The organism is Caulobacter endophyticus, assembly GCF_029543245.1.
Taxonomy (GTDB): Bacteria; Pseudomonadota; Alphaproteobacteria; order Caulobacterales; family Caulobacteraceae; genus Caulobacter; species Caulobacter endophyticus_A.
In genome coordinates this window covers 17,595-28,426 of the sequence record NZ_JARQWV010000040.1, presented here as the reverse complement: position 1 = coordinate 28,426, position 10,832 = coordinate 17,595, and the positions used below count along the sequence as shown (strand labels likewise).

The 10,832-nt window shown below is 68.8% G+C and carries 11 protein-coding genes; 6 read left to right on the top strand and 5 right to left on the bottom strand.

The window, feature by feature from the left end:
• Window positions 1–159 precede the first annotated feature (159 nt).
• A complete protein-coding gene (locus P7A99_RS24360; protein WP_277796298.1) occupies window positions 160–1,662 on the bottom strand; it encodes a DUF885 domain-containing protein in 1,503 nt (500 codons plus the stop codon).
• Window positions 1,663–2,054: 392 nt separating this feature from the next.
• On the opposite strand from P7A99_RS24360, the gene P7A99_RS24355 reads away from it, so the two are divergent.
• Together P7A99_RS24355 and P7A99_RS24350 are read left to right on the top strand one after the other, a co-directional pair.
• A complete protein-coding gene (locus tag P7A99_RS24355) occupies window positions 2,055–2,633 on the top strand; it encodes a hypothetical protein (protein WP_277796297.1) in 579 nt (192 codons plus the stop codon).
• A 137-nt stretch (window positions 2,634–2,770) separates the two neighbouring features.
• Complete coding sequence (locus P7A99_RS24350) at window positions 2,771–4,594, top strand: glycoside hydrolase family 9 protein (RefSeq protein WP_277796296.1); 1,824 nt, start codon at window positions 2,771–2,773, stop codon at window positions 4,592–4,594.
• A gap of 7 nt (window positions 4,595–4,601) precedes the next feature.
• Here the strand turns inward: P7A99_RS24350 and P7A99_RS24345 are convergent, their stop codons facing one another.
• Window positions 4,602–5,120, bottom strand: a complete 519-nt coding sequence (locus P7A99_RS24345; protein ID WP_277796295.1) for a hypothetical protein — start codon at window positions 5,118–5,120, stop codon at window positions 4,602–4,604.
• 75 nt (window positions 5,121–5,195) lie between these two features.
• Window positions 5,196–5,597, bottom strand: coding sequence for a MerC domain-containing protein (locus tag P7A99_RS24340; RefSeq protein ID WP_277796294.1), 402 nt, complete (start codon window positions 5,595–5,597; stop codon window positions 5,196–5,198).
• A 198-nt stretch (window positions 5,598–5,795) separates the two neighbouring features.
• Between P7A99_RS24340 and P7A99_RS24335 the strand changes: the two genes are divergently transcribed.
• Window positions 5,796–7,259 carry a catalase gene (locus P7A99_RS24335; protein WP_277796293.1) on the top strand — a complete coding sequence of 488 codons (1,464 nt, stop codon included), beginning with the start codon at window positions 5,796–5,798 and terminating at the stop codon, window positions 7,257–7,259.
• Between the two features lie 67 nt (window positions 7,260–7,326).
• Here the strand turns inward: P7A99_RS24335 and efp are convergent, their stop codons facing one another.
• Window positions 7,327–7,893 (bottom strand): elongation factor P, encoded by a 567-nt coding sequence (gene efp / locus P7A99_RS24330; protein WP_277796292.1) that lies wholly within the window; start codon window positions 7,891–7,893, stop codon window positions 7,327–7,329.
• A gap of 135 nt (window positions 7,894–8,028) precedes the next feature.
• On the opposite strand from efp, the gene epmA reads away from it, so the two are divergent.
• Together epmA and P7A99_RS24320 are read left to right on the top strand one after the other, a co-directional pair.
• Window positions 8,029–9,081: an EF-P lysine aminoacylase EpmA gene (epmA, locus tag P7A99_RS24325; protein WP_277796291.1), complete on the top strand. Its 1,053-nt coding sequence runs from the start codon at window positions 8,029–8,031 to the stop codon at window positions 9,079–9,081.
• A gap of 89 nt (window positions 9,082–9,170) precedes the next feature.
• Window positions 9,171–9,611, top strand: a complete 441-nt coding sequence (locus tag P7A99_RS24320) for a VOC family protein (protein WP_277796290.1) — start codon at window positions 9,171–9,173, stop codon at window positions 9,609–9,611.
• Between the two features lie 77 nt (window positions 9,612–9,688).
• On the opposite strand, the gene P7A99_RS24315 is transcribed toward P7A99_RS24320, so the two are convergent.
• Window positions 9,689–10,564, bottom strand: a complete 876-nt coding sequence (locus P7A99_RS24315; protein ID WP_277796289.1) for a LysR substrate-binding domain-containing protein — start codon at window positions 10,562–10,564, stop codon at window positions 9,689–9,691.
• 129 nt (window positions 10,565–10,693) lie between these two features.
• Here P7A99_RS24315 and P7A99_RS24310 point away from each other — a divergent pair, with 129 nt between their 5' ends.
• Entirely contained in the window at window positions 10,694–10,819 is a 126-nt protein-coding gene (locus P7A99_RS24310) for a hypothetical protein (protein ID WP_277796288.1), read from the top strand.
• Window positions 10,820–10,832 lie beyond the last annotated feature (13 nt).

Below are 10,832 nucleotides of genomic sequence, written 5' to 3'. Positions count from 1 at the left end.
GTTTGTTCTTTTGGTGTGTGGGGGGGGGGGGGGGGGGGGGTGGGGGGGGGGGGGGGGGCGGCCGGGGGCCGCCCCCCCCCCCCCCCCGCCACTACTGAGCCCAGTCTCGCCCCCTCCACCACTTCGTGGTCCCCCTCCCCCGTTCCACGGGGGAGGAGACTAGTCGATCATCGCCAGCGGCAGCGTCCCGCGATCCAGCACCTTGCCGTGGAACTCGCGCAGGGTACCGCCCCACGCCCGGCGCAGGCGCGCCAGTTCCAGCCAGTACATCCCCTGCCCCGCCGCCGCGCCGGGCGCGATGGCGGCGCGTTCCACCTCCTGGGCGAAGGGCGCGAAGATCACCGGCGCGCCTTGCACATCGGCCAGGAAGGCCATGGCCCGCTGCGGCGTCCAGCCCTCCAGGTGGATGCCGATGTCCATGCGGGCGCGGGCGGCGCGGAACAGGATCCAGTAGAGGCCGCCGATCTGCGCCAAGGGCTCGCCGTCGAAGGCGCCAGCCTCCCAGGCCAGATGCTCGGCATAGACGGCCCAGCCCTCCATGGCCGCCGGACAGGCCACGCGCGAGCGGTAGGGATGCGCGCCCGACAGCTCCTCCTTGGGGATCTGTAGCATGTGGCCGGGCAGCACCTCGTGATGCACCACGGCCGGCAGGCTCCAACTGGGCCGGTCGCGGATGCGTTTGAGGTCCACATAGTAGGCGCCGGGCTTCTTCCCATCGGCCGACGGCAGGTCGCGATAGCCTTGGCGGCCTGCGGCCTCGTCGGCGGGAGACATCCGACGCACCGAGACGGCGTCGACAGCGCCCGGCAGGTCGCCGAAGGCCTGGGGCAGGCGCGCGCGGGCCTTGGCCAGCCAGGGCGCCATGTCGGCGATGGCGCGGTCGCGGCCGGCGTCGTCGTCGGAATACAGGTACCGCTCGTCGGCCATCAGCGCCCGCAGGCGCTCGCCCACCCCGCCCTGGCTCAGGCCCTGGGCCTTCAGCAGGACGTCGGCGCGGGCGTGCAGGTCCTTGATGGCCCCGTCCAGCCGGCGGCGGGCCTCGACCGGGGTCATGGGGGCGCCCAGCTGGGTTTTCAGCATCGCCGCGTAGTAGGCCTCGCGGTCCTTGAAGCGCATCCCGGCGGCGGTTCCGGCGCGGAGCTTGAGGGCCAGCAGGGCTTCTCGCTGGCCGTTCAGCGCGCCACCCACCGACGGCGAGGACTTCGACCGCGCCTCGACCAGGGCCTTGTCCAGGCGATCAATCAGGAAGGCAGGCGGCACGACGCCGGCCCCGGCGTCCTGGCGGATCCGGTCGGTCTCGGCCTGGATGCGCGCGACCATCGCCGGCGCGGCGTCGCCCCAGGCCTCGGAGGCCTTCTGCCAGGCGCCGGAGCGAGTGGTGACGACATAGGGGCCGGCCACGCCCGCGCCGAAGGCAAAGCGGCGCACCAACTCGGCCTCGGCCGTCGTGGCGATGCGTACGGCGTCGTAGTCGAGGCGAGCCTTGGGCGACAGGGCCTGGGGATCGAGGGCCGACAGGGTCTTCAGCCTGTCGGCGGCGGTTCCGCCCTTGGCGAAGCCGTCCAGCAGAGCCTTCAGCGCCGCGTCGCCCGACTGGGCCAGGGCCGGACCGGCGGCCAGGCTCGCGCCGGCCAGCAGCATCATCGCGCGACGATCGATCATCCGGCCGCCTCCCTCTTGTCTCGTTGCCCCTGTCGTAGCGGGAAAGACACCGGTGTCTAGAGGGCGCGATCCGACGTGCGCCGGCCGCGGACGGACAGTCCCTCGACCCGAGGGTCCTGGCTGCGTGCGGATGCGCGCGATACATTCATAGATTGCAAAATCGGCAAATTCTCCCAAAGGTGCCGGCGGGGTCTCGGGGGGCGACCAAGACCTGCGCCGGAGTCAGCGCGCCCGTTTTCGAACGGGCGTCTCCGGCCATCCCTCCATGGCGCCGTCCGGTCTTCGAAGACGTCCTTCGCGCTCGAAAGACCCAGTGACCAGTCAGCGTCCGCGTCCAGCCAACCGTGCGCGGCCCATGTCGGCCGCCGCCTTTCCGTGGAGATACGACCCCGATGAACTCGACCACTCGCCGCTCGCTGATCGCCTCGGCCGTCGCCCTGGCCGCCCTCGCCGGCTCGGCCGCGCCCGCCGCCGCGCAGGCCATCCCCCCGCGGATCTCGGAGGCCGAGGTGATCGCCGCAACCGAGGCCTGGGGCAAGGGCTTGGTGTCCATCTCGGTGGCCTATGACGAGAACGAGGCCAATTTCGAAAAGGCCAAGGCCGTGGCCAGCGCCTTCATCGACAAGGCCTACGGCTATGACCTGGGTCCGGTGCTGTTCAAGCCGACCCTGACCCGCGAACCGCAGACCTTCCGCAAGACCAAGGTCGGGGCCATGGCCTATTTCGTCGGCCACGACAAAGCTTATCCCTATGACGACGGCTTCGCCCTGCTGCCCTGGCGCAGCGTGAGCTACAAGCCGGTCGGCATCCAGATCAACGGCGCGGTGGCCAGCACCATGGGCAGGCTGGAATTGCGCGACAAGGACGGCAATCCGACCGTGGTCGACAAGACCTGGGTGTTCAAGAAGGACGATCGGGGCCAACTGCGGATCATCGTTCACCACTCCTCGCTGCCGTTCGTCGGCTATTAGGCGACCGGTCCGGCGCGGGATCAGGCCAGGGTCAGCGCCGGACGCGCACCGACACGTGACAACGCTGTCAGATATCGCCTAGGGTCTCGCCGGGGCGCGAAAAGACGTCCATCTGTTTCGCGTCCCGGAGGAAGCCCTTGCCGCACCGCTCGATGCTCGCCCTGCTGACGGCGACCGCCCTGGCCGCCCTCGCCTCGCCCAGCCTCGCGGCCGAACCGATCGCGCCGATCCGCCTGAACCAGGTCGGGGTGCTGGAAAGCGCGGGCAAGCTGGCGGTGCTGCCGGAAAGCTCGACGACGCCCCTGGCCTGGACGCTGGAAGACAAGGACGGCCGGATCGTCGCCAAGGGCCAGACCCGGGTGGTCGGCCCCGACGCGGCGTCGGGCGAAAGCCTGCACCAGATCGACTTCTCGGCCGCGCCGGCCGGCTACGGCTATCGCCTGAAGGTCGGCCAGCGGGCCAGCCGGCCGTTCGCGATCGACGCCCATCCCTATGCGCGGCTCAAGCGCGACGCCCTGGCCTTTTTCTACCAGAACCGCAGCGGGATCGCGATCGAGGCCAGGAACGGCGACGATCCCAAGCTGGCGCGTCCCGCCGCCCACGCCCCCGACCGCGCCACCTGCTTCAACGGCCAGGACCAGCGCGGCCAGGTCTGGGCCGGCTGCGGCTATGAGCTGAACGCCAGCAAGGGTTGGTACGACGCCGGCGACCACGGCAAGTACGTCGTCAACGGCGGCATCGCGGTCTGGACGCTGGTGAACTATCACGAGCGCCTGGCCGCCCGGGGCAGGACGCCCGACTTCGCCGACGGCGCCCAGCGCATTCCCGAGGCCGGCAACGGCGTCTCCGACCTGCTGGACGAGGCCCGCTGGGAGCTGGAGTTCCTGCTGCGCATGCAGGTACCGCCGGGCACAAGCATGGCCCTGCCGATCGGCAAGCAGGGGCAGGGACAGCTGGCGCTCACGCAGGTCGACGCCTCGGGCATGGCCCACCAGAAGCTGACCGACGCCTACTGGACCGGCGTGCCGACCGCCCCGCACGAGGATCCGGCGCCGCGCTACCTCTACCATCCCACCACCGGCGCGACCCTGAACCTGGCCGCCGTCGCCGCCCAGTGCGCGCGGGTGTGGAAGACCATCGACCCGGCGTTCTCGGCCCGCTGCCTGAAGGTCGCCCGCAGCGCCTTCGACGCGGCGCGGCGCAATCCGGAAGTCTACGCCCACAGCCAGTTCAACGGTGGCGGCGGCTATGGAGACGGCGAACTGGGCGACGAGCTGTTCTGGGCCGCGGCCGAGCTGTGGGCCACCACCGGCGAGGCGTCCTACGGCGAGGTCGTGCAGGGCTCGCCCCACATGCCGGCCGCCGGCAAGCCGGCCGAGGCGCCGGGCTGGGGCTCGACCTCAACCCTGGGCGTGATCTCGCTGGCCCTGTCGGACAAGGTTCCGGCGCAGATCCGCGACGCCGCTCGCGCGGGCATGGTCGCCGCCGCCGACAGGTACGCCGCCGAGGATCTCCAGGCCGGCTATCGCCTGCCGGACGCGGGCACGCGCTATGTGTGGGGCTCGAACGGCGTGGTCATGAACCGCGCCATGGTGCTGGGCCTGGCCTACGACTTCACCGGCAAGGCCGCCTACCGCCAGGCCGCCGCCGACGCCATGGACTACGTGCTGGGCCGCAACCCGCTGGACCAGTCCTATGTGACGGGCTGGGGCGCCCGGCCGATGAAGCATCCGCACCACCGCTTCTGGGTGGGCAAGGGCAAGTACCCCGCCCCGCCGCCAGGGGTGATCTCGGGCGGCCCCAACAACACCGCCTTCAGCGACGACGTGGCCAAGGCGATGGAAGGCAAGTGCGCGGCCCAGACCTGCTGGACCGACAGCATCGACGCCTTCACCCAGAACGAGGTGGCGGTGAACTGGAACGCGCCGTTCTTCTGGGTGGCGGCGTTCCTGGATGAATGAGCCGGTCTCAGTCGACCCCTCCGGGAGGAGGCGGCGGTAGTGCTGAGAGCTTGGTGTCTTGGTCAGCGTATGCCGTCATCATTGTCCCCTTCTTTATGGAGACATCCCTGCCCTTGATGAAAGGTGCTGCCGGCCAAAACAAAATGACGGTCGCTACGGTCGCTCCAACTCGGGTTTCCCCTTTGGTGCCCTTGTTTGCACGAAGTCGGATACGGTCGTCACCAACCTTCAAATACACAAGGCGGACGTTCAGCTTTCCATTCTTGCCTAGCATTCCATTGTCGCGAGCTTCGACAACTTCACCAACCCCGCGATAACCAGCACGCAGTATAGTTCCATCGGGCAGCTTGACATCATCATCAAGGCTAACCGTAAATCGATCACCTTCAGTCGCCGTGGCGCTGGATATTGCTTCCTCTAGGCGAAGCGCGAATTCAGTACCTTCCGGCACGGTGATTTCTGCGAATGCAGAGGTCGATGCGAAAAGCGCCAGACCCGCAAAAACTACAGCAAAACGACCCTTCATGTATGATCCCCCCAAACGAAGTTACGACGCTAAAGCTAGGCCGTCCCGACGTCCAGAAGGCGTTCGGACATGTGACTAAGCCGCCGGCTCGAGTTCAGCCTGCTCGGCGCAGGAGCAGATCCGGGCGTTGAGGAGGTGGACGCCGGCCAAAGCAAGGCCGCCCAGGCTGGTCAGGGCGGCTTCGGCCCAGTCGTTCATCGGCACGAAGGCGCCGGCCGCCATCAGCGACAGGCCGGCGACCGCCAGGGCCACCATGCCGGGCCGCTTCCAGTTGCCCGAGCGCGCCAGGGCGAAGACCGAGATCGGCGCGGCCATGGCCAGGAACAGCGGATGCAGCCACTCGGCGTGCGACAGGTTCGCGGCCAGCGGCAACAGGGCGGCCATGGCCGGCAAGGCCAGGCAGTGCACCAGGCACAGGCCCGAAAGGCCGATCGCAGCGCCGTCGAGACCCCGTTGCAGGTGGTTGTGGCGAGCCATGGGGTACTCCGGATGCGAACGGTCGAGGCGACTTAAATGTTATTACATAACACCAGGTCAAGGGCGGCTCTGCGAATTTTGTCCGTAGCAGCGTTACGCCTCGCCCCGACTTGCACCTTCTGAACGACGCGATCGTTCAAGCCCGCAACCGGCGCCATCGGCGAGTCTCGCCGCCACGCAACACCGCCGGAGGCCGCCATGTCGGACGCCCGTTTCACCCGCGCCAACGGCGCGCCCGTCCATGACAACGTCAACATCGAGACCGCCGGCCCGCGCGGTCCCGCCCTGCTGCAGGACATCTGGCTGCTGGAGAAGCTGGCCCATTTCGACCGCGAGGTGATCCCCGAGCGGCGCATGCACGCCAAGGGCTCGGGCGCCTATGGAACCTTCACGGTGACCGGCGACATCACCCGCTTCACCAAGGCCAGGCTGTTCTCCGAGGTCGGCAAGGAGACGCCGGTGTTCCTGCGCTTCTCGACCGTGGCCGGCGAGCGCGGGGCGGCCGACGCCGAGCGCGACATCCGCGGCTTCGCCGTGAAGTTCTATACCGAGGACGGCAACTGGGACCTGGTGGGCAACAACACCCCGGTGTTCTTCTTCCGCGATCCGCTGCGCTTTCCTGACCTCAATCACGCGGTCAAGCGCGACCCGCGCACAGGCATGCGCAGCGCCCAGAACAACTGGGACTTCTGGACCCTGCTGCCCGAGGCCCTGCACCAGGTGACGATCGTGATGAGCGACCGGGGCCTGCCGCGCGGCTATCGCCACATGCACGGCTTCGGCAGCCACACCTTCAGCTTCATCGACGCGGCCAATGAGCGGGTGTGGGTCAAGTTCCACTTCCGCAGCCAGCAGCCGATCGAGAACCTGACGGACGGCGAGGCCGAGGTCCTGGTCGGCAAGGACCGCGAGAGCAGCCAGCGCGACCTGTTCGAGGCCATCGAGCGTGGCGAGTTCCCGCGCTGGACCCTCTACGTGCAGATCATGACCGACGCGCAGGCCAAGGCCTTCCGCTTCAATCCGTTCGACCTGACCAAGGTCTGGCCCAAGGGCGAGTTCCCGCTGATCGAGGCCGGCGTGCTGGAGCTGAACCGCAATCCCCAGAACGTCTTCGCCGAGGTCGAGCAGGCGGCGTTCACGCCGGCCAACATCGTGCCGGGGATCGGCTTCTCGCCCGACAAGATGCTGCAGGCGCGCCTCTTTTCGTACGGCGACGCCCAGCGCTATCGCCTGGGCGTGAACCACGTGCACATCCCGGTGAACGCGCCCAAGTGCCCCTATCACAGCTATCACCGCGATGGGGCGATGCGGGTCGACGGCAATCTGGGGGCGACGCCGACCTACTGGCCCAACAGCCGCGGCGAATGGATCGACCATCCGCACATGGCAGAGCCGCCGCTGGCCCTCGATGGCGCGGCCGCCCACTGGGACCACCGCGTCGACGACGACCACTACCAGCAGCCGGGCGATCTCTTCCGCCTGATGGACGAAGTCCAGAAGCAGGCCCTGTTCGACAACACCGCCCGCTCGCTGGGCGGAGCCGACCTCGACGCGCAGCAACGGCATATCGCCCACTGCGCCAAGGCCGACCCGGCCTACGGCGCGGGCGTTGCCGAGGCCCTGGCGCGCCTGGCCCCGCCCCAGGTCGCGGCGGCGGAGTAGCGACCAAGAAAAACCCCGGCGGCCTCTCGGTCGCCGGGGTTGTTCAATTGCGGATCGCGAAGGACGATCAGTCCTTGGCGCGTTCCTGATAGCTGTTGTCTTCCGTCAGGATGATCACGCGGGTGCCCACGGTGATGTAGGGCGGCACGGTGGTCTTGACGCCGTTGCTGAGCACGGCGGGCTTGTACGACGACGAAGCGGTCTGGCCCTTCACCGACGGCTCGGTCTCGACGATCTCGAGAACGACGGTGCGCGGCAGTTCGATGGCGATCGGCACGTCGTTGTGGGTCGACAGCTGGACCGTCATGTTCTCCTGCAGGTAGGGCGCGGCGTCGCCGATCACTTCCTCGGTGGCCACGAGCTGGTCGTAGCTTTCCGGGTTCATGAAGTGGAAGCCCTCGCCGTCCTGGTACAGGAAGGTGTGGTTGCGCTGGTCGACGAAGGCGCGCTCGACCTGCTCGGTGGTGCGGTAGCGTTCCGACACCTTCACGCCGTCGCTGATGCGGCGCATGTTGAGCTGGGTCACCGGGGTGCCCTTGCCCGGGTGGATGTTGTCGACGGTCAGGACGACATAGAGCTTGCCATCCATGTCGACGACGGCGCCCTTGCGGAGCGAGCTGGCGGCTACCTTCACGTGAGAGTCCTCGAAGATCGGGCGACGGCGCGTAGACCGCGCGCGCGTATATTGCAGATGAATCCGTGTGCCCCTCTATAGCGAACGGGGCTAGATCGCCAGCCCTTCCGTCGTGTCGAACCGCCGAGACCCCAAGTGCCAGCCCCCTCCTCTTCTCCCTGGTGGACCCCGAGCAAGCACCAGGACCGCCGTCCGTTCCTGCTGGCCCGCAATCGGATCACGGCGGCGGTGCGCGACTGGTTCGCCCAGCGCGACTTCCTGGAGATCGACGCGGCCTGCCTCCAGGTCTCGCCCGGCAACGAAGCGCACCTGCACGCCTTTTCGACGGAAGCGATCAGCCTGTCGGGCCAGCGCGCCGAGATGCACCTGCACACCTCCCCGGAATTCGCCTGCAAGAAGCTGCTGGCCGCGGGCGAGCAGCGGATCTTCAGCCTGGGCAAGGTGTGGCGTAACCGCGAGCGCGGCCCCCTGCACCATCCGGAATTCACGATGCTGGAGTGGTACAGGGTCGGCGAGCCCTACGAGACCCTTATGGACGACTGCGCCGCCCTGCTGGCCCTGGCGGCGGAGACGGCGGGGACGAAACTGTTCAGCTTCCGGGGCCTGGAGTGCGATCCCTTCGCCGCGCCCGAACGGCTGACGGTGGCCGACGCCTTCATGCGCCACGCCGGCGTCGACCTGCTGGCCAGCCTCGGCGAGGGCGGCCAGACTGATCGCGACGTTCTGGCGGCCTCGGCCACGGCGGCCGGCGTCCGGGTGTCGGCCGACGACACCTGGGCCGACGTCTTCAGCCGGGTGATCGTCGAGAAGGTCGAGCCCAACCTCGGCATCGGCCGCCCCACCGTGCTGTGCGAGTACCCCACGGCGGAAGCCGCGCTGGCGCGGCCCAAGCCGGGCGATCCGCGCGTGGCCGAGCGCTTCGAGCTCTATGCCTGCGGGGTGGAGCTGGCCAACGCCTTCGGCGAACTGACCGACGCGGCCGAGCAGCGCCGCCGGTTCGTGGCCGAGATGGACGAGAAGCAGCGCGTCTACGGCGAGCGCTACCCCATTGATGACGACTTCCTGGCCGCCCTGGAACACATGCCGGCCTCGGCGGGCTCGGCCCTGGGCTTCGACCGCCTGGTGCTGCTGGCCACCGGCGCACGACGCATCGACGAGGTGCTGTGGGTTCCGGTGGCGGAGGTGTGAGCGATCCTTTTTGAGGCGGATTGTCGGTTCCGGCCGGGCTCGCACGTCCTATGGTTCGGATATCAGCAGCGGAACATGGGAGACCCGCCATGAAGATCGTCACCAGCCTGAGCTTCCAAGGCGAATGCCGCCAGGCCTTCGATTTCTACGCCGAGGTGCTGGGCGGCAAGGTCACCTCGGCCTTTTCGTTCGGCGAGGGCCCGCCCGACATGCCGGTCGATCCGAAATACAAGGACTGGCTGATGCACGCCTGGCTCGACGTCGGCGACCAGTCGCTGATGGGCGCCGACATGCCGCCCGAGTTCGCCCCCAATATCGACAAGCCCAAGAACGGCTTCGACGTCACCTTCCACACCGAGGACGCCGCCGAGGCCAGGCGGGTGTTCGAGGCCCTGTCCGAGGGAGGCAAGGTGGGGATGCCGTTCGCGGCCACCTTCTGGTCGCCGGGCTATGGCAGCCTGACCGACCGGTTCGGCATTCCGTGGATGGTCAATACGATCCCGGGCGCGGACTGGGCGCCGGGAACGTAACTTTATCGTCCCCCCAGGTTCGTCATCCCGGAAAGCCCGCAGGGCTTATCCGGGATGACGATGGTGGGGATAGACGCCTACACCTCGCGCCCCACCTCGGCCAGCAACCAGTCGCGCACCTTGAGGATCCGCGACAGGCGGGGCGCGTCGGCGCGCCAAACGACGTGGTGGCCGGTCTCGACCTCGACCTCGCCGGCGAAGGGCCGCACCAGCCGGCCGTCGCGCAGGTCGCGATCGGACAGGCCCTCGCGGGCAAGCGCGACGCCGATGCCCTGCGCGGCGGCGTCGAGCATCACCGAGGTGTCGTCGAAGGCGATGCCGGTGATCATCTGCGGCGGCTCCAGGCCCATGCCCCGGAACCAGACGGCCCAGTGCACCCCGGTGTGACGCAGCAGCGGCACGGTCAGAAGGTCGGCCGGACCGCTCATCGGATAGGTCTCGAGAAAGCCCGGCGAGCAGACGGGAAAGAGGCGCTCGCCAAGCAGCGGGATCGACTCAAGCCCCTCCCAGGGCCCGCGCCCGAAGCGCAGGGCGATGTCGACGCCGTCGGTGCGCAAATCCGCCTTGCGGTCCTCGATGCGCAGTTGCAGGTCGGCCTCGCCGGTGTCGGCGGCCAGACGGGCCAGGCGCGTCACCAGCCATCGGCTGGCGAAGGCCGAGGTCGCGCTGATCACCAGCGGCCCAGCCAGGGTCTGGCGCGCGGTCTGCACTCCGGCCTTGAGGATCGAAAGGGCCTCGGCCACGTGCTCGGCCAGGCGCCGGGCGGTGGGCGTGGGGACCATGTCGTTGCCCTCGCGCCGGAACAGGACCGCGCCCAGCTCCTCCTCCAGCTTGCGGATCTGCTGGCTGACGGCGCCGTGGGTGACGTGCAGTTCGTCGGCGGCGCGGCTGTAGCCGCGATGACGATAGGCCGCTTCAAGAGCGACCAGCGAGCTGAAGGGCGGAAGGCGCAACGCGGGCGGTCTCCGTTAGCCAGACTCACAACCTGGCGCAGAAGCCATCGTTCGTAAAGCGAGCTGGCATTTGCGATTGTCTCCTTGCGGCCGCCCTCCCCCACCACCGCATCTAACAGGATCAAGACGATGAAACTGCTGCTCGTCGGCGGCGCCCTGGCGCTCGCCCTGATGGCCGCGCTCGACCGCGCCCCCTCCTCGCCCTTCAGCCCCGAGCCCTGGCCCGGCAGCGTGCCGATCCACAGCCCGCGGTGAGGTTGCCGCTCCC

Bases quoted from the DNA above. Each gene is read 5' to 3' on its own strand.
- P7A99_RS24360 (WP_277796298.1), bottom strand. From the start codon at position 1,662: ATGATCGATCGTCGCGCGATGATGCTGCTGGCCGGCGCGAGCCTGGCC.
- P7A99_RS24355 (WP_277796297.1), top strand. From the start codon at position 2,055: ATGAACTCGACCACTCGCCGCTCGCTGATCGCCTCGGCCGTCGCCCTG.
- P7A99_RS24345 (WP_277796295.1), bottom strand. From the start codon at position 5,120: ATGAAGGGTCGTTTTGCTGTAGTTTTTGCGGGTCTGGCGCTTTTCGCA.
- P7A99_RS24340 (WP_277796294.1), bottom strand. From the start codon at position 5,597: ATGGCTCGCCACAACCACCTGCAACGGGGTCTCGACGGCGCTGCGATC.
- P7A99_RS24335 (WP_277796293.1), top strand. From the start codon at position 5,796: ATGTCGGACGCCCGTTTCACCCGCGCCAACGGCGCGCCCGTCCATGAC.
- P7A99_RS24320 (WP_277796290.1), top strand. From the start codon at position 9,171: ATGAAGATCGTCACCAGCCTGAGCTTCCAAGGCGAATGCCGCCAGGCC.
- P7A99_RS24310 (WP_277796288.1), top strand. From the start codon at position 10,694: ATGAAACTGCTGCTCGTCGGCGGCGCCCTGGCGCTCGCCCTGATGGCC.